A 19,115-nucleotide genomic window follows, 5' to 3' on the forward strand; every position below is an offset into this window, starting at 1 on the left:
CCTGAAGTTAAAGAAATTCTTCTGTTGAAGTTTTGAGGGTACAACCTCAAAAATAAATAATCCGGTGGTGATGGCTAAGGGGATCCACCTGTTCCCATCCCGAACACAGTAGTTAAGCCCTTATACGTCGAAAGTACTTGGCTGGAAGCGGCCTGGGAGGATAGATAGCTGCCGGTTAGAAAAATAAAACTCCGTATCTTAGGATGCGGAGTTTTATTTTTCTGTAACGGATAAACTATTTACCGACCAGGGAACCTGGGAGAAGCGACACCAGATTTGTCACGAGCTTTGCGGCGTGAGAAATCGAAAAGGTGGAGCTTTCTCCGAAAATGCGACTGAATAAGGAGCATTTTTGGAGGGATAGATTCTACAATTATGGAATCAAGTCGGCAGCGGCAACTTTTAAACGAAGTACTGGTGTAGGGAATGTCAGGGAGTATTTTTGGAGGGATAGGTAGCCATGCTTGAAGGAGCAAAGCGACGCACAAGCATGTATTAGGCTTTCTACAGAACTTTCTATATTCGCGAGAGGTATATCGTTCCAGTCAGCAGCAATTTCTTAACGCAAATTTCGTGTGGAATCAAGACGAAGTGTCGCAAAACTCGCGCTATGCAAAGAGATTTTACTATAGTAGATAGCTTAGCGCTCAGACAATGCAACACTTAGCGGTTCGTGTCAAACCAATCAGCTTCGCTCTTCGAGCTTGCTTCTTGGGACACTATCGCATGGCGCGCATGAGCCAATCAGCATCGACCTGCGGACTCGCTTCTTGGATGCGCCTGCAGATGATTCCAGACACTCATTCGCTAAAATTGCTATTCCTTGCACGATATTACCTCTCGCTCAATTTACTATAATAATCAATTAAATATCCATTCCCCATCCCTTTTTACAAATTATTAACACTTCTCAGACACTGCCCAAAGCCCATCTGTCGACGTTTAAGGGCATTTGTGTTATAATATAGAGCAGTATTTGAGTAATAGAGATTAACGGAATTCCCGTATAAAAGGAGTAACTAAAATGCGTATTGTAATAGCTGGTGCAGGTAAACTTGGCTTTAGTATTGCACAGCTTTTAGCTGAAGATCAGTTTGATGTAGTAGTTGTAGAAATCGACCCCAAGCGCAAGGATGTCATACAAAATACTTTGGATGTACTGGCGATTGAAGGCAACTCCTGCAGCCCTACTACCTTTGCTGATCCTGATATCAGTGCCTCCGATGTGCTTATCGCCTGCACAGATAGTGATGAAGTAAATATGGTGACCTGCCTGATGGCCAAGAATCACGGCATAAAGCATACCGTTGCCCGTATCCGCAACGTTGATTATGCTATCCATTCACCGGAAATGCTTAAGGATGATATGAAAATTGACCTCGTAATCAATCCTGAGCGTATTACCGCAGGTGAAATCGATCATATACTGATGACACCGTCTGCCTTGAACGTAGATGATTTTGCTGACGGCAAGGTGCGTATGTTCGAAGCTAAGGTGAAGGAGGATTCTCCAATCGTTAATATCCCGCTGAAGGATTTGAATATCCCTAAGGATATCCTGATGGCCATGGTATTCAGACGTCATCAGATGATTATTCCTCATGGTAATGATTACGTTATTCCGGGTGATAATGTTTACTTCGTAGGCAAGCACGAAGCAATTCGCGAATTTGAAAATTCCTTCTCCAATACCTATGAAAAGCTGGAGAAGGTTCTCATCATCGGTGCAGGCCGCACTGGTCGTTTTTTGGCTCCCATGTTGGAAAAGCAGGGCATTCAGGTAAAGGTTATCGAAAAGGATAAGGACCGTTGCCAGCTTTTGGCTGCTAAGCTGAAGCGTGGTTTGGTTTTGTGCGGTGACGGTACCGATATCGACCTTCTGATTGAAGAGGGCGTTTCGGAAGCAGATGTTGTTATCTGCCTGACTGAGGATGATAAGCTGAACCTGTTGCTGGCACAGCTTGCTAAGCATCTGGGAGCGCGCAAGACTATCGTGCGTGTTGCACGTAACGAATATATTGAGCTGATGGAAAAGGTTGGCGTAGACATCGTACTGTCTTCGCGTCTTTTGAGTGCAGGCGAGGTGCTGCGTTTCGTCCGCAAGGGTGGTATTGTATCCGTATCCCTGCTGGAGGGCGCACAGGCTGAGGCTCTGGAAATTATCGTCGGCGAAAACAGCGATGTAGACGGTGTGGCAGTGCGTGATATGAACCTGCCGCCTGAATGCTTGCTGTGTGCTATTGTGCGTGGCAATGAAGCCTATATTCCTAATGGTAATACTGTCCTGCATGCCAACGACCGCGTAATTCTCTTTATCAAAAGTGAATTTTCCAAGACTACAGTACCGTTATTTGAAGGCCGGGGCGCTTAACTATGGATTCAAGGCTTGTTAACCGTTTATTAGCCAAGCTGACAATAGCATTTTCCTGTGTATTGCTGGTACCGCTGATTGCTGCATTACTTGCAGATAGGGAGCATATATGGATTTTTATATTTACGCTGATTACAACGAGCACTATCGCTTCGCTTTTTAACCTCTTTGGCAGCAGAAGACCGCGTCAGCGCCTGCGTGTGCGTGAAGCCATTGCGGTAGTAGGCTGCGGTTGGCTGTTGGTCTGCCTGATGGGTGCGCTGCCGTATTTGTTTTTAACCCCAACGGACCCGATTGCAGCGGTTTTTGAAAGTGTTTCCGGTTTTTCTACTACCGGTGTTACTACCGCACTTTCTTTTAACGATTTTCCGCCCAGCATCCGTGTCTGGCGTTGCTTAACGCACTGGACCGGCGGTATAGGCGTTATCATGCTGTTTATTATCATCATGCCGCAGATGAACAGCGGTACAAGCTACCTGTTCAACGCAGAGCTTCCTGGTGGTACGGCTGAACGAACTTTGCCGAAAATCAAGGAATCTGCCATGATGATTCTCTTAATCTATGTTATTTTAACAGCTGTGGAGGTTGCCTTACTGCTGCTTGCAGGCTTGCCGATATTTCAGGCGCTGAACCTGGCGTTGGCAACTATGGCGACAGGTGGTTTTTCCTATTATCACGACAGCCTGATTTCCTTTAGGTCTGTTTATGTTGAGACTATTGCTATTGTTTTTATGCTGATTGCCAGCATGAACTTTTCTTTGTATTATAAAATCTGGCGTGGTGACTGGGCATCCGTGCGTCAGGACAGCGAACACAGATATTATCTGCTGATACTCACAACAGCGGCTGCACTTATCTGTGGCAATCTGTATTTTTCCGGTTATATGGATTTTAACGGCGCTCTTCGTCACAGTATTTTCCAGGCTGTGTCTATCGGCAGTACGACGGGCTATGCGTCGGATGACTATAACAACTGGCCCAGCTTCAGCCGCAGCGTTCTGCTGATGCTGATGTTCATCGGCGGCTGCAGCGGTTCAACCGCAGGCGGCATCAAGATTACACGTCTTGTTATTCTGCTGAAGGCAGGCTGGGCGGAGCTGCTGCGTACTCTGCATCCGCGCATCGTTTATTCCATCAGGATGGGTGAGCGCGAAATTAACCCGATTATCGTCGGTAATATTACGCGTTTCTTCTTCCTGTATATTTTGGTATTTATTGTGCTGACTATCCTGATTTCCTTGTCGGGGATACCGATAATGGAATCAATGGGCTTGATTGCTGCCTGTATGAGCAGTGTAGGCCCGGCCTTCGGCATCGTCGGCCCGACATCTACCTATAACTGCCTTTCGGATTGGGCACGTTTTATCAGCATTTGGGCGATGATTTTGGGACGTCTGGAAATTTTTACGCTGCTAGTTATCATGCGCCCGGATTTTTGGCGCGATAAGCAGAATTGGTAACGGCAGGAGGTATAGAAGATGAATGCAAATGTTATAATATATCTCCTGGGAAAAATTTCTGCCGGCCTGGCAATTGCACAGCTGTTGCCGCTTTTGATGTCTGTTGTTTACGGCGAATATGCTACATCCAGAACCTTTATCTTTTCCATAGCGGTAGCTGTTATTTTGGCCGGTATTTTTGATTACTATGGTGACGGAAAGGATGCACGCAACTTATCAGTGCGTGAAGGCATCGGTACGGTATTCTTTTCGTGGCTTTTGGCCGCAGCTTTGGGTGCGCTGCCATATTGCTTTGACGGAATTTTGAACCCTGCCGCCGCCTACTTTGAAAGTATGTCCGGACTGACCACTACCGGCGCAACGGCGATTGCCAATCTTGATATAGTGTCACGCAGCCTGCTACTTTGGCGCACGCTGACGCACTGGATTGGTGGTATCGGTATCATCGTGCTGTTCGTAGCGCTCCTGCCGCAGATTGCCGGCGGTGCGGTGTATCTTTTCAACGCGGAGGTCAGCGGCTTTTCCAACAGCCGTATTCTGCCGCGTATCCGTACAACTGCCGTAGCTTTGTTTTATATCTATCTGCTGTTTACGATTATTCTTACCGGTATGTTGGCGATTTTGGGCATGAGCACCTATGACGCGGTAAATCATGCCTGCTCTGCGATTGCTACCGGCGGTTTTTCTACCTATAACGACAGCATTGCGCATTTTCACAGTGCGGGTATTGAGATTGTTACCGGTCTGTTCATGATTTTGGCGGCAGGCAACTTTGCTTTATACTATCAGGTTACGCAAATCGGCCTGAAGGTTTTGTGGCATGACCTGGAATTTAAAAGCTACATTGTGTTGCTGACTATTTTCACTGTTTTAATCAGTATCAATATCATTATGGTGAATGGCTACAGTGTGGCGGATGGTGTGCGTGAAGCGTTCTTCCAGGTGGCTTCCTTCGGCAGTACCACGGGTTATGTTTCGGCGGATTATGACCAATGGCCTTCCTTCTCCAAGCTCGTTTTGGCTGTAACCTTCCTGACGGGCGGTTGCGCCGGCTCTACCGCAGGTGGTATTAAGGTCTGCCGTTTTATCGTACTGCTGAAAACTGTTATGGCGGAGCTGCGTCGCACTATGCATCCGCAGATGCTGCTCAACGTTTACTATGCTAAAAGACGTCTGCCGACAGAAACGATTATCAACGTAAGCCGTTTCTTCTTTGTTTATGTTCTGGTTATAGCTATTTTGACGATGCTGCTCTGCTTAAGCGGTGTGGATGTAGACGAGGCTGTTTTCGGCGTGGCTTCCTGTATTTCCAGTGTCGGTCCTGCATTTGGCAGTATCGGTGCTACGGGTAACTATGCCGGTGTTACTGGTCTGGGACAGCTGACGCTGGCGTTGGCAATGCTCCTGGGACGCTTGGAGCTGTTTACCGTGCTGGCCTTGCTTCGCGGTGAATACTGGCGCAGCAGCAAGAGATGGTAAAGTGAATATTGTGGGATGAATAAAGTAAATCCGACGTGCTGTAGAAGCGGTGCGTCGGATTTTTTCGCCTAACCCCGTCTTCTCCCGGAAAACTGTAATATGCGTTACAATTTTAAGTGAATTTAAAAAATTATGAGAAATTTTTCACAAAAAGCAGGATAAATGGGCAATATCAGCGAAATACTTGTCATAACAAATGCCTGATAAAGGGGGATTTATCATGAAAGAGTACACTGGAGATAAGATTAGAAATGTGGCCATTGTGGGTCATGGTGGAGCAGGAACCACGTCCGTTACCGAAGCCCTGCTGTATCGCAGCGGAGCAATCAGCAGAATGTGCAAGGTTGAAGACGGTGCTACCACCACTGACTATGAACCCGAGGAAATCAAACGTAAGGTCTCCGTTAACGCCACTTTGGCACCTGTTGAATGGCGTGATACCAAGATTAACTTCATCGACACTCCCGGCTTTGCTGACTTCGTTGCCGAGGTTAAAGGAGCTTTTAGAGCAGTAGACAGTGCGTTGATCGTGGTTTGCGCAACCAGCGGTGTACAGGTTGGTACCGAACAATGCTGGAAGCTGGCTGAAGAAGCCGGTTTGCCGCGTATCATTTTTGTCAACAAGATGGATCGTGAGAACGCTGATTTTGATAGCATTTTGGATAACCTGCGTGGTAAGTTCGGTAAGCATGTACTGCCGTTACAGCTGCCTTTGGGCAAGGAGGACAACTTCCAGGGTATTATAGACCTTTACAAAATGAAGGCCTATCGTGCCAACGGTAATGGCTCCGATGAAATAGAGATTCCGGATGAGTATAAAGAGGCTGCTGCTGCTGCCCACGAAAAGATGGTAGAGGCTGCGGTTGAAGCAGATGACGATTGCATGATGCGTTATTTGGAAGGAGAAGAGATTAGCGACGAGGAAATTATGAAATGTCTGATTAAGGGCATTCGTCAGGCTATCATCTATCCTATGCTTTGCGGCAGTGCCTACAAGAACATTGGTCTTGGTCGATTGATGAACGCTATCATCGACTTTACCTATCCGGCAATTTTGAACGACTATATCGTTATGGATAAAGAAACCGGTGAAGAAGAAGTACGTGACGCCAATGCTCCGATGGCAGCGTTGGTATTTAAGACAACTTCCGACCCCTTTGTTGGCCGTCTAAGTTATTTCCGTGTATTCTCAGGCTCAATTAAAGCAGATAGCGTAGTTTATAACTCTCGCCGTGAAGAAGAAGAGCGTATTGCTAACATCTTCACAATGCGTGGTAAGACTCAGATTCCTATGAAGCAGGTTCCTGCCGGTGATATCGGTGTAGTTGCCAAGCTGCAATATACCTCTACCGGTGACACCCTCTGCGACAAGAACTCTGAGGTTGAATTCCCGCCCATTAACTTCCCGCTGCCGATGTACACCAGAGCAATTTATCCGAAGAAAAAGGGTGATGAGGACAAGATCATGTCCGCTCTGAATCGTCTGATGGATGAAGACCCGACGATTATCGTTACCAAGAACCCTGTTACCAAGGAAACCTTAATCAGCGGTATGGGCGACCAGCACATTGATATAATCATGGAGCGTATGCAGCGTAAATTTGGTGTTGAGGCTATTCTCAAAGCACCGATTATCGAATATCGCGAAACTATTCGTGGCTCTGCCGAGGTAGAAGGCAAGCACAAGAAGCAGTCCGGCGGTCATGGCCAGTATGGTCACGTAGTTATTAAAATGGAACCCCTGCCGCCCGGAGGTGGATTTGAGTTTGTAGATAAGATTTTCGGTGGCGCAGTACCTCGCCAATATATCCCTGCTGTTGAAAAGGGCATGCGTGAAGCTATGGAAAAGGGTATCCTTGCAGGCTATCCGGTTGTAGATATGCGCATCACCCTGCTTGATGGTTCGTATCATACTGTCGATTCCTCTGAAATGGCATTTAAAACTGCTTCCAATATCGCCTTCAAGAAGGCCATGGAACAATGCAAGCCGGTGTTGCTTGAGCCTATTTACAGCTTAAACGTAACCTGTGCCGATTCTATGATGGGCGATGTTATCGGCGATTTGAACTCCAAACGCGGTCGCATTCTCGGTATGCAGAGCGTAGAAGACGGCTTGAGCGTAGTTAATGCTCAGGTACCCTATGCAGAGATTTCGGAATATGCCGTAGACCTCCGCGCAATTACCCAAGGTCAGGGAACCTTCGAAATGAAATTCGACCATTACGAAGACGTTCCGCCTAAGATGGCAGAAAAAATTATCGCTGAGCATAAGGAAGCGTAATTAAACCTGCGACAACTGAATAAAGCGTTTATGGGACTGCCGACTGACGTGAGTCAGCCGGCAGTTTGCTGTTGTGGGACGGTTTTCGTTTCAGCTTCATTTAAGTTATGCCTGCGACAATAATACTGCAGCCGCCGGTATTGACTAAGCGGAATAAATATGCTAAAATCTACAGTTGAGTACGAAAGATGATCGCGGCTGGCTTTAAGCCAGATGAGGAAAGTCCGAGCTCCACAGGGCAGGATGCCGGATAACGTCCGGCGAGGGTGACCTCAGGGATAGTGCCACAGAAATGTGTACCGCCTGCATTTGCAGGTAAGGGTGGAACGGTGCGGTAAGAGCGCACCAGCGGTCTGGTAACAGGCCGGCTAGGTAAACCCCATCCGGAGCAAGACCAAATAGGGGAGGGATGAAGCTGCCCGCTGAGCCTTCCGGGTTGTGTCGCTTGAGCTTGCAGGTAACTGTAAGACTAGATAAATGATCATCACCGCTTCGCGGAACAGAACTCGGCTTATTGAGTACTCATACTTTGCAAAACGGCTGCCTGATGGCAGCCTTTTTTGTCTGATTTTATTTGAGCAGATTTTTTGGCAGAAGAATAAGTGGTGTAATATAATGAAGAAAAAAGTTTCTTTGGTAGTGCCGGTATTTAATGAAGAAGATAACCTGCACGAATTTCACAAGCATGTGACCGCTGTTATGCAGCAGGAAGCCTATGATTACAATATTATTTTTGTTGACGACGGTTCGCGTGACACCAGTGCGCTGATTCTGGCGGAGCTAGCGGCGCAGGACGAGCATGTGGAGGCCTATCTTTTGAGCCGCAACTACGGTCACCAGATGGCGCTTACCTGTGGCCTTGATCATGCCGACGGTGATGCGGTTATTACGATGGATGGCGATTTGCAGCATCCGCCTGAGCTGATTCCCGAGCTGCTGCGCCTTTGGGAGGCAGGCAACGAGATTGTGCAGACTAAGCGCATGGCTACGGAGGATGCAGGCTTTTTTAAGAACCTGACATCTGCAGCCTACTATAAGATTATCAACACATTATCTAAAGTAGAAATTACTCCCGGTGGCAGCGACTTTCGTCTGATGGACAGAATTGCGGTTGATGCCTTCAAGCTGTATCGCGAGCGTGCACGCTTTATCCGCGGCCTGGTCAATACACTCGGTTTTCATGTTGCTGTGGTGGAATTTGTGGCACCGCCACGCTTTGCGGGCCGGTCCAAATTCAATCTGCGCAAGATGCTGCACTTTGCACTTGACGGTATTACGGCCTTTTCCAACCTGCCTTTGCGCTGGGCATTTTACATAGGCATTGTTTTCGGTATGTGCAGTATTCTTCTTTTGGGCCATGTTTTTTATGTGAAATTTGTGACCAACGATGCCGTTCCGGGGTGGGCAACTACTACAGTCAGTGTTTTGTTTCTTGGAGGAATTCAGCTTGTAGGGATAGGTATCCTTGGCGAATATATTGGGCGTATTTTCGAGGAAATCAAGCATAGACCACTATATTTAGTAGCGCGTCATCTGCAGAACTGTAACAAAATAAACGAAAATAAAGCAAAATAAGCGCATTAATATTATAACAAATTAGGATTTTACAGAAACGGTATTTTGTGGTATAATAGGTATGTCTTAAAAAAGAAGAAAGGATGTAGGTGCCAGTGGTCAAACGCAAAGTATTAGTTTTCTGTATGACAGTTTTGTTTAGTTTAAGCTGTGCTGTAACAGCTTTGGCTTCCTTCCAACGCGGAGATGATGGACAGGAAGTAGTGGCAATTCAAAAGAGATTGGTAGAATTAAGCTATTCTATTAATAATATAGATGGCGATTTCGGTCCCGAAACCGAAAGAGCTGTTAAAAACTTCCAAGCTGATAAAGGATTAGAGGTTGATGGTATTGTAGGGTCAGCTACCTATAGAGCGCTGATGAACAGGGAGATGCCTCCTAACCGTAGCAATTCCGTTGTACGCAACGTACTGCGTTCTGCTTACAGCGTCATCGGTACTCCATATGTATTTGGCGGAACTACTCCTTACGGTTTCGACTGCTCCGGCTTTACCCAATATGCATTTGCAAGAGCAGGTGTATATCTGCCGCGTATGGCTGACAGCCAGTTCTACTCCGGCCGTCAGATTTCCATGAGCCAGCTTCGTCCCGGCGATTTGATTTTCTTTACCACATATGAACCGGGTGCTTCTCATGTTGGTATTTATGTTGGCGACGGCAACTTCATTCATGCAGGCACCAGCACCGGCGTAACTGTTTCTTCCGCATTCACCGGCTATTGGGGCGCACGTTATTACGGCGCTTGCCGCGTTCTCTAAAAGGTTATAAGCAGATAGGCTTCGGCTTATCTGCTTTTTCTTATGCAAAGTATTGGAAATTTTATTTATTTATGATATAATAAAACAGGTTATTGGTGTGGGTGATTCATTCTTAATTGACAAGATGGTTAACTCCTGACGGTCCCGCCGCTGTGAAGGCCTTGTGTCTAAGTCAGCAGTCAGCCCATGCTTTATTCTGAATCCACGGGTGATGGAGGCAGTTGGGTTTGCTAATTGCATGGAATAATTGTCATTAGTTAATTCTGTCTTTATGGCTTTTGTCGGATTTGGCAGAAGTCTTTTTTTATTATTGATAATCCCTACCATATGGGAAAATTAATTGTGAAGGAGCTGCACTTTGGAAGAATATCAGTTTTCGCAAGGAAAGGTTTTGCGTTGTGGTTATACTACCGGCAGCTGTGCAACGGCCGCATCTAAGGCAGCAGCAACTATGCTGCTGACAGGCGAGCGCGTTGAAACTGTGCGCATTGACACTCCCAAGGGCATTGTGCTTGACCTTGAGCCTTTGGATGTAGAGATGACTCCGGATTATGTCAGCTGTGCAATCCGCAAGGATTCCGGTGACGATCCTGATGATACTAACGGTGTACTGGTTTATGCCAAAGCCGAAAAAACTGACAGCAGCGGTATCGAGCTGGAAGGCGGCGTAGGCGTAGGCAGGGTGACCAAGCCCGGTCTGGCGTGTGCTGTCGGCGGACCGGCGATAAATCCCACGCCGCGCAGAATGATTACGCAGGAGGTTGGCAAGGCTATGGAGGCTGCCGGTTATAACGGCGGCATGAAGCTGACGATTTCTATTCCCGCAGGTGTAGAAATTGCCAAGAAAACCTTCAACCCCCGTCTTGGTATTATCGGCGGCCTGTCGGTTTTAGGAACCAGCGGTATTGTAGAGCCGATGAGTGAAAGAGCGCTGATTGAAACGATGTATGTGGAAATCAGAGCACAGAAGGCGCGCGGCAATAAAAATCTGCTGGTGTTCTTCGGCAACTATGGCGAGGATTTTACCCGCGATGAAATGAAGCTTGATCTTGACGGTCATGTTACCTGCAGCAACTTTGTGGGTGAGCTTTTGGATTATGCCGTTTACTGCGGCTTTGAAACCTTGCTGCTTATCGGCCATTCCGGTAAGCTGGTGAAGGTGGCGCAGGGCGTAATGAATACACATTCCAAGTATGCGGACTGCCGCACGGAGTTGTTTGCTCTGGAGGCAATATTCCACGGAGCTTCGGTGGAGGTAGGGCGTGAGATTTACGGCTGCCTTACTACCGATGAGGTGACCAAGGTTCTGAAACGGGAGCAAATCTTTGAGCCTGTGATGGACAAGGTTACGGAAAAAATTGATTTTTACATGCAGCATAGAGTGCATGGCAAAATAAAAACGGCTGCTTTGATGTTTTCCAATGTCTATGGCATTTTGGGCAAGACTAAGTACGCAGACGAATTAATCCAGCTACATAAGCAAAAAGGAGTATGAGAGAATGAGAGGCAAACTTTATAGTGTTGGTATCGGTCCCGGAGACCCGGAATTAATGACCCTGAAGGCTGTACGCCTGTTGAAGGAATGTGACGTTGTTGCATTGCCTAAGGGAGATACCGACGTAATGACGGCTAAGGAAATCGTTAATCACGTAGTAGATCTTGATGCAAAACCCCAGCTTATTGTTTATATGCCTATGACTAAGGATATGGCAGCAATGGACAAGGCACACCGCGAGGGTGCCGATGCTATTGAAAAGCTGCTTGATGAAGGCAAAAACGTTGTATTCATCACTCTTGGCTGTCCTACCGTATATGCAACCTGCATTTACGTTCATAAGCTGGTGCTGAAGGATGGCTATGATGCAGAGCTGGTTGCAGGCGTAACCTCTATCTGCGCTGTTGCAGCTAAGCTGAACACTTCCCTGTGCGAAAGAGCAGAACCGCTGATTGTTCTGCCCGGCAGCTATAAACAGTCCGCAGCATTCCTGGACGGCCCCGGCAACAAAGTGCTGATGAAATCCGCAAGCGAAATCGGCCGTGTAGTTGACGAGCTGCGCGAGCGTAAGCTCATTAAAAATTCCGGTATGGTTGAAAGATGCGGCCTGCCGGGTGAAAAAATCTATCGTAACCTTGAAGAAGTAGATCCTAAGAGTAGCTATTTCTCAGTAATATTGGTTAAAGAAAAGGAGTTTGATGAATAATGATCTATTTTATTGGTGCTGGTCCCGGTGCAGCTGACTTAATTACTGTAAAAGGTAAAGAACTTTTGGAAAAGGCTGACCTGGTTATTTACGCAGGCTCCCTTGTTAACCCGGAACTGCTGAAATACTGCAAACCGGAATGTACTATTATGAACAGTGCAACCATGACCTTGGAAGAGGTTATTGCTGCTATGGTTCCCGCAGCTCAGGCCGGCCAGCTGGTTGTACGCCTGCACACCGGTGACCCCAGTGTTTACGGTGCACACCGCGAGCAGATTGACCTGCTGCGCAGCTACAACCTTGACTACGAGGTTGTTCCGGGCGTAAGCTCCTTCTGCGCTGCTGCTGCTTGCCTGAAGGCTGAATACACTCTGCCGAACGTAAGCCAATCCGTTATTATTACCCGTATGGAAGGCCGTACTCCGGTTCCGAGCCATCAGAAGATTGCCGACTATGCTGCCCACAAGGCAACCATGGTTATCTTCCTGAGCAGCGGTATGCTGGAAAAACTGCAGACCGAGCTCGTAAGAGGCGGTTACAGAAACGATACTCCGGCTGCTATTGTTTACAAAGCATCCTGGCCGGATGAAAAGGTTATCCGCTGCACCGTTGGTACCTTGGCAGAAAACGCTGCTAAATACGGTATCAACAAAACTGCGCTGATTACCGTTGGCGGCTTCCTGGGCAACGCTTATGACCGCAGCGAGCTGTACAACCCGACCTTCGCTCACGGCTTCCGTGAAGCAGATCCGACTAAACTGGACGTTAAGCCCGAGGTTAAATAAGCTATGCGCGCGGCTATATTTTCCTTTTCGGCGCGTGGCGCGGAGCTGAGCAAAAAGGTTGCCGAATACCTGCATAGCATCGGTTATGAAACGGAGCTGCAGACTGTAGCGAAGTATGCGGAGCAGACGGGCATTGCCCCGATGCTGCCGGATCATAACGGTGCCTGCGCAGCTGTTTTCAACAAATGTCAGGCGTTGGTTTACGTCGGCGCTGTGGGTATTGCGGTGCGTACTATCGCGCCCTTTATCAAAAGTAAGCTGACGGACCCTGCGGTTATTTCGGTAGACGAACGCGGCAGCTTTGTTATTCCTCTGCTTGCAGGTCACATCGGCGGAGCCAATGAGCTTTCGCGTTGCCTGGCGGCAGCGCTGGGCGCAACTGCCTGCGTAACTACGGCGACAGATGTCAACGGCCTTTTCGCTGTTGACGAATGGGCGGCCCGCAACCGCATGGTGCTGTGCTCTTTGGCAGCAGCCAAGGATTTTGCCGCAGCACTGGTGGGTGATGAAAAGGTAGGCCTGTATTATGATAAGGAATTTCAGCTTACAGGTCCGTTGCCCAAGCTGGTAGTTGAGGACAGCAGCCTGCCGGTAGGTATGGCTGTTACGCTGCAAAAGCATTTGCAGCCGTTTGCAACTACGGTGCGCCTGCTTCCCAAGATTGTGCATCTGGGAATCGGCTGCCGTCGCAATACGCCTTTGGAAAATATTGAAGCTCTGGTACTGCCGGAGCTGGAAAAGCTGCAGCTGGACAAGCGTTCCGTTGTGGCAATCGCTAGCGTAGATTTGAAAAAAGACGAGCAGGGTTTACTGGCATTTGCCAAAAAATATAACTTTGCTGCTAATTTCTATTCAGCCGATGAATTGAACAGCGTAGCAGGCGATTTCACGCCGTCGGCCTTTGTGCAGAGCGTAGTTGGTGTAAGCAACGTATGCGAGCGCAGTGCTGTGAAAGACAGCAAGGGCGGCAGGCTGCTGCTGCGCAAGACAAGTCTGAATGGTGTAACTCTGGCTGTTGCAGCCGAAAACCTGGTCCTGGATTTTGCCAGAACCGGATTGAAGACTGATTAAGGAGACGAGATAATGGGTAAATTATTTGTTGTGGGCCTTGGACCCGGCGGCGTAGAGCAAATGACCAAAAGAGCTTACGACGCACTGAAGTCCTGCGATGTTATTGCAGGCTACAATGTATATGTTAACCTGATTAAGGAAGATTTCAAGGAGAAGGAATTCCTCTCCAACGGCATGCGTAAAGAGGTTGACCGCTGCAAGCTGGCTCTGGACGAAGCTCTGAAGGGCAAAACCGTTGCTATGATTTCCAGTGGTGACGCAGGCGTTTACGGCATGGCCGGCATTATGTGTCAGGTTGCCAAGGATCATCCCGAAATTGAAATCGAGGTTGTTCCCGGCATTACCGCAGCATGCTCCGGCGCTGCTGTACTGGGTGCACCGCTGATTAGCGACTTCTGCCTGATTTCCCTCAGCGATTTGCTGACTCCGTGGGAAAAAATCGAGAAGCGTCTTGACTGCGCTTCTAAAGGCGATTTCTGCATCTGCCTGTATAACCCTTCCAGCCACAAGCGTCATGATTACCTGCAAAAGGCTTGCGATATCATGCTGAAAAATCAGCCTGGTACCATTCCTGCAGGCATTGTACGCAACATCGGCCGCGATGGTCAGGACTTTGAACTGACTACTCTGGCAGAGCTGCGCGATAAACAGGTAGATATGTTCTCTACCGTTATTATCGGCAACACTCAGACAGAAGTAATTAATGGCCGTATGGTAACCCCGCGTGGTTACAAGCTGGCATGAAACCGGTAATCTGGCTTATCGGCGGCACCAGTGAGGGACGCCGCCTGATTAAGGAGCTGGCAAAGCTGCCGGTGGAGCTGTATGTTTCTGTTGCTACGGATTACGGTGCGTCCTTGATTGAGCCGCAGCCGGGAATGACCGTCATGGCAGAGCGTATGGACCTTGCAGCTATGCGTGCCTTTATTAAAGAGCATCGCCCTGCCTGCGTTATTGACGCTACACATCCTTATGCTACCGTTGTTACCGCAACGGTGCAGGAGGCCTGCAGCACCGAGCAGGTTGAATATCTGCGCCTGGTGCGTCCGTCGGGCGAGGGCGGCGATTACATTACCGTTCACGATTTTGCGGAAGCAGTTGAGCTTCTGAATCATCTGGACGGAGGCATCTTCCTAACTACCGGAAGCAAGAATCTGCCGGACTTCACCGCTGTGCATGATTACGCCGAGCGTATCGTTCTGCGTATCCTGCCGCTGGAAAGCAGCCTGCAGATTGCCTTGAAGCTTGGTTATAAGCCTGCGCACATTATCTGCATGCAGGGACCGTTCAGCAAGGAGCTGAATGTTGCTATGCTGAAAAAGTATGGCAGCAAGTTTATGGTGACCAAGGATTCCGGTGCTGTCGGCGGCTTTGACGAAAAGGTGGAGGCAGCGGCAGCTGCCGGCGCCAAGCTGATAGTCATCGGCCGTGCACAGGAGGAAACCGGTGCCGGCTATAGTGAGATTGTTGATTACCTCAAGCAGCATTTTGCTGCCGGTAATTGATATAAATAAAAAGGAGGCTTGCTTCCTATGTCGCAAAAATTGCGCGTAAACATCGTCGGTATCGGCCCCGGTAACCCCGATTTGCTGACCGGCGAAGCACGTCAGGCTATTGCCTCAAGTAATATCTTGATAGGCGACAAACGCATGCTGGCTGCTTTTGCAGACAGCAGCAAAACTGTATATGATACAATCAAAACTGCTGCTATTGCTGAGATTGCAGCGCAGGCACAGCCTGATAAGGATGTGCTGGCGGTGCTGGTTTCCGGCGATGTAGGCTTTTTCAGCCTCGCCAAAACCATCAGCGGTAAGCTGCCGGATTGTGAATGTGTCCGCTACTGCGGCATCAGCAGCCTGGTATATTTTTCCTCCAAGCTGCAGCTGTCCTGGGACGACGCCAAAATCGTCAGCATGCACGGACGCACACAAAACCTGGTAGCGGCAGTTGCCCGTAACAAAAAAGTATTTTCCTTGACCGGCGGAGAGAATTCTCCGCAAAAGCTGTGCGCACAGCTGTGTGAGCATGGTCTTGGTCAGGTTAAGGTCTATGTCGGTGAAAACCTTTCGTATCCCGAAGAAAAAATCACCAGCGGTACGGCGGAAGAAATTAGTGCCTTGGATTTCCCGTCCTTGTCCGTAATGATGATTTTGAACGAGGATGCGCAAAGCTTTACCTCTACCGTACACGGCCTTGCCGATGACCTGTTCCAGCGCAGCAAGGTGCCCATGACCAAACAGGAGGTACGCAGCGTATCGATGTCCAAGCTGCAGCCGAAGGCTACGGATTTGATTTATGACATCGGTGCTGGTACAGGCTCCTGCTCTATTGAGCTGGCTCTGCTTGCCAGCCAAGGTAAGGTTTGGGCCTTTGAGCGCAACCCTGTTGCCGTTGAGCTCCTCGGAAAGAACAAGGCCTTATTTGGCGTTGACAATCTGGAGGTTATTGCCGGTGAGGCTTTGGAAAACATCAAAGCCATGCCTGCTCCCGATTGTGTTTTCGTAGGCGGTAGCGGCGGCGATTTGTGTGAAATGCTGGATGTAATTTATGCCAAGAACAGTGACTGCCGTGTTGTAATCAATGCCATTACGGTAGAAACTCTGGCAGAGGTTGCTGCTTATTACAAGGAGCATCCCGCTTACAGTCTGGAAATCGTCAATGTGTTTGTAGCGCGCAGCAAGCATCTGGGCAGCTACAACCTGATGATGGCACAAAACCCTGTATATGTAATGACTGCATTGAAGAAGGAAGATTAACATGGCTGAAGTAAAAGTTCCACGTTTTATGATCAGTGCTCCCGGTAGCGGCAGCGGCAAGACTACTATCGTCTGCGGCCTGCTGAAGGCGCTGATGGAAAAAGGGCTGTCTGTGGCAGCCTTCAAATCAGGACCTGATTATATTGACCCGATGTTTCATTCACGTGTTATCGGAGCTAAATCCCGCAATCTGGATCTGTTCATGCTGGGGCAGGCTACAACCCGTTATCTGGTGGCAAAAAACGCGCGTCATGCGGATGTAGCTGTCTTTGAAGGAGCGATGGGCTTTTACGACGGTATGGGTAAAACCACGGAAGCCAGTGCTTACGAGCTGGCCTGCACCTGCGATGTTCCGGTAGTATTGGTTGTCAACGGCAAGGGAGCCGCCTTATCCATTGCTGCGACTATCAAGGGCTTTAAGGAATTCCGCAGTGACAGCCATATCGTCGGCGCTATTTTAAACAATGTTAATCCGATGAGCTATCTTTTCTATAAGGATGTAATTGAACGCGAAACCGGTGTGAAGCTGTTAGGCTACTTCCCGGTGATGCAGGACTGTAACTTTGAAAGCCGTCATTTAGGCCTGGTTACAGCCGAGGAAATAGGAGATTTGCAGCAGATAGTTGCTAAGCTGGCAGCTCAGGCAGCCAAGTCAGTTGATTTGGATGGCCTGCTGCAGGTAGCGGCGCAGGCCGCACCGCTTGCGTATGACGAGGTGAGCCTTGAACCCGTCGGACGTATGCGTGTGGCAGTCGCTATGGACAAAGCCTTCTGTTTCTACTATCAGGACGCACTTGACCTCTTAGCTGAGCTGGGTGCGGAGCTCGTACCCTTCAGCCCGATAGCTGATGCGCATCTCCCGGAGAACATCAGCGGCCTTGTATTGGGCGGGGGCTATCCTGAGCTTTACGCACAGCAACTGGCGGACAACAAAACGCTGCTGCAGGAGCTGAAAACCGCTATCGACGGCGGTATGCCTTGTTTTGCGGAATGCGGCGGCTTTATGTATCTGCTGGAGCATTATCGCGACGGCGATAAGCTGTACAGCTGGGTTGGTGCTCTGAAGGGCGAATCGGCCATGACCAAAAAGCTGACGCGCTTCGGCTATGTGCACCTGACGGCGCAACAGGATAATCTGCTGTGTCCTGCCGGCGGAACAATCAACGGACACGAGTTCCATTACTCCGACAGCACCAATAACGGTGCAAGCTTTATAGCTGCCAAGGCTTCCGGTCGCGGCAGCTGGGAATGCGCGAATACAACACCGACACTTTATGCCGGTTATCCGCACATCCACCTGTGGGGCAATCATGAATTTGCCCGCAGCTTTATCAAACAATGTGCAGCGTACGCTGCTAAATAGCAGTCGACAGACTGCTGAAAAGGGGAGTTTGCTTAGATGATGACCTTAGGCGCAATTGTAGCAGGTTTTATTTTAGATTTGATTTTCGGTGACCCGCATTGGCTGCCGCATCCAATCTGCTTAATTGGCAATTTAATAGGATTTCTGGATAAAAAACTGCGGCGTATGCTTGCTCCCGGCGAGACAGCATTACTGCTCGGCGGTGCCTTGATGGTAATAATTGTTCTGGTTCTTACCTTTGCCGTGCCGTATGCTGTGCTGACGTTGGCGGAACAGGTCAACCCCTGGCTGCGTTTTGCACTGGAAACCGTTATGTGCTACCAAATCTTTGCTACAAAATGTCTGCGTGACGAAAGCATGAAGGTATACACCGCCCTGAAGGATAACGATCTTGTGGATGCAAGACTGAAACTATCCTGGATCGTTGGGCGTGATACAAAAGAACTTGATGCTGCAGAGGTGACTAAGGGAGCAGTAGAAACCGTTGCGGAAAATACTGCTGACGGCATCATCGCTCCGATGTTCTATATGTTTATCGGCGGCGCTCCTCTGGCCTTTTTGTACAAAGGCATCAATACTATGGATTCCATGGTCGGTTATAAAAATGACACGTATCTTTATTTTGGACGCTGTGCTGCCAAGCTAGATGATTTGGCCAATCTGATTCCCGCGCGTATTACCGGTCTGGTAATGATTGTGGCATCTTATTTCCTTAATCTTGATGCCAAGAGAGCGTGGAAAACATTCTGGCGCGACCGCTATCATCATCTGAGTCCTAATTCCGCAATGACGGAATCAGTTACGGCCGGTGCCTTGAACATCCAGCTCGGCGGCGATCATTTTTATTTCGGTAAGCTTGTCCACAAGGAAACAATCGGCGATGACATCCGTCCGGTGTGCCCCGAGGATATAGTTACCACCAACAATTTACTTTATATGACGGCTGTTCTCAGCCTGTTGCTGTTTTCTCTGATTTATCTGGTTAACAGCCTTATTTTGAAATGAAGCAGGTAGA

At 48.6% G+C, this 19,115-nt stretch carries 15 protein-coding genes, 1 rRNA gene and 1 other RNA gene; all 17 read left to right on the forward strand.

Features of this window, described 5'->3' with window-relative positions; translation table 11 throughout:
- Positions 1-60: 60 nt before the first annotated feature.
- Positions 61-177 (forward strand): 5S ribosomal RNA (rrf, locus tag KAH19_RS09430).
- 847 nt (positions 178-1,024) lie between these two features.
- On the forward strand, positions 1,025-2,371 hold the full coding sequence (trkA, locus tag KAH19_RS09435) for a Trk system potassium transporter TrkA (RefSeq protein WP_210684386.1): 1,347 nt from the start codon (positions 1,025-1,027) through the stop codon (positions 2,369-2,371).
- Between the two features lie 2 nt (positions 2,372-2,373).
- Complete coding sequence (locus KAH19_RS09440; RefSeq protein ID WP_210684387.1) at positions 2,374-3,831, forward strand: TrkH family potassium uptake protein; 1,458 nt, start codon at positions 2,374-2,376, stop codon at positions 3,829-3,831.
- 18 nt (positions 3,832-3,849) lie between these two features.
- Positions 3,850-5,310, forward strand: coding sequence for a TrkH family potassium uptake protein (locus KAH19_RS09445; RefSeq protein WP_210684388.1), 1,461 nt, complete (start codon positions 3,850-3,852; stop codon positions 5,308-5,310).
- A gap of 220 nt (positions 5,311-5,530) precedes the next feature.
- Positions 5,531-7,591: an elongation factor G gene (fusA, locus tag KAH19_RS09450; RefSeq protein WP_210684389.1), complete on the forward strand. Its 2,061-nt coding sequence runs from the start codon at positions 5,531-5,533 to the stop codon at positions 7,589-7,591.
- 176 nt (positions 7,592-7,767) lie between these two features.
- An RNA gene (rnpB, locus tag KAH19_RS09455) (RNase P RNA component class A) lies at positions 7,768-8,120 on the forward strand.
- A gap of 86 nt (positions 8,121-8,206) precedes the next feature.
- Entirely contained in the window at positions 8,207-9,166 is a 960-nt protein-coding gene (locus KAH19_RS09460) for a glycosyltransferase family 2 protein (protein WP_246869352.1), read from the forward strand.
- A 125-nt stretch (positions 9,167-9,291) separates the two neighbouring features.
- Complete coding sequence (locus tag KAH19_RS09465; protein WP_210684390.1) at positions 9,292-9,924, forward strand: NlpC/P60 family protein; 633 nt, start codon at positions 9,292-9,294, stop codon at positions 9,922-9,924.
- A 358-nt stretch (positions 9,925-10,282) separates the two neighbouring features.
- On the forward strand, positions 10,283-11,419 hold the full coding sequence (gene cbiD / locus KAH19_RS09470) for a cobalt-precorrin-5B (C(1))-methyltransferase CbiD (RefSeq protein ID WP_246869353.1): 1,137 nt from the start codon (positions 10,283-10,285) through the stop codon (positions 11,417-11,419).
- Positions 11,420-11,423: 4 nt separating this feature from the next.
- A complete protein-coding gene (cobI, locus tag KAH19_RS09475; protein WP_009144632.1) occupies positions 11,424-12,125 on the forward strand; it encodes a precorrin-2 C(20)-methyltransferase in 702 nt (233 codons plus the stop codon).
- Positions 12,125-12,910 (forward strand): precorrin-4 C(11)-methyltransferase, encoded by a 786-nt coding sequence (gene cobM, locus KAH19_RS09480; RefSeq protein WP_210684391.1) that lies wholly within the window; start codon positions 12,125-12,127, stop codon positions 12,908-12,910. The genes cobI and cobM overlap by 1 nt, the downstream gene beginning before the upstream one ends.
- Positions 12,911-12,913: 3 nt before the next feature.
- Positions 12,914-13,981, forward strand: coding sequence for a cobalt-precorrin 5A hydrolase (locus KAH19_RS09485; protein WP_210684392.1), 1,068 nt, complete (start codon positions 12,914-12,916; stop codon positions 13,979-13,981).
- Between the two features lie 12 nt (positions 13,982-13,993).
- Positions 13,994-14,725 (forward strand): precorrin-3B C(17)-methyltransferase, encoded by a 732-nt coding sequence (cobJ, locus tag KAH19_RS09490; protein ID WP_009144629.1) that lies wholly within the window; start codon positions 13,994-13,996, stop codon positions 14,723-14,725.
- Positions 14,722-15,486 carry a precorrin-6A reductase gene (gene cobK, locus KAH19_RS09495; protein ID WP_210684393.1) on the forward strand — a complete coding sequence of 255 codons (765 nt, stop codon included), beginning with the start codon at positions 14,722-14,724 and terminating at the stop codon, positions 15,484-15,486. Before cobJ ends, cobK begins: the two co-directional genes overlap by 4 nt.
- Positions 15,487-15,513: 27 nt before the next feature.
- Positions 15,514-16,737: a precorrin-6y C5,15-methyltransferase (decarboxylating) subunit CbiE gene (gene cbiE, locus KAH19_RS09500; RefSeq protein WP_210684394.1), complete on the forward strand. Its 1,224-nt coding sequence runs from the start codon at positions 15,514-15,516 to the stop codon at positions 16,735-16,737.
- 1 nt (position 16,738) lies between these two features.
- Complete coding sequence (locus KAH19_RS09505; RefSeq protein ID WP_210684395.1) at positions 16,739-18,100, forward strand: cobyrinate a,c-diamide synthase; 1,362 nt, start codon at positions 16,739-16,741, stop codon at positions 18,098-18,100.
- Between the two features lie 36 nt (positions 18,101-18,136).
- Positions 18,137-19,105: an adenosylcobinamide-phosphate synthase CbiB gene (cbiB, locus tag KAH19_RS09510; RefSeq protein ID WP_210684396.1), complete on the forward strand. Its 969-nt coding sequence runs from the start codon at positions 18,137-18,139 to the stop codon at positions 19,103-19,105.
- Positions 19,106-19,115 lie beyond the last annotated feature (10 nt).

Origin of the sequence: Phascolarctobacterium sp. Marseille-Q4147 (assembly GCF_017968825.1) — a bacterium.
In the GTDB taxonomy this organism is placed as follows: Bacteria; Bacillota; Negativicutes; order Acidaminococcales; family Acidaminococcaceae; genus Phascolarctobacterium_A.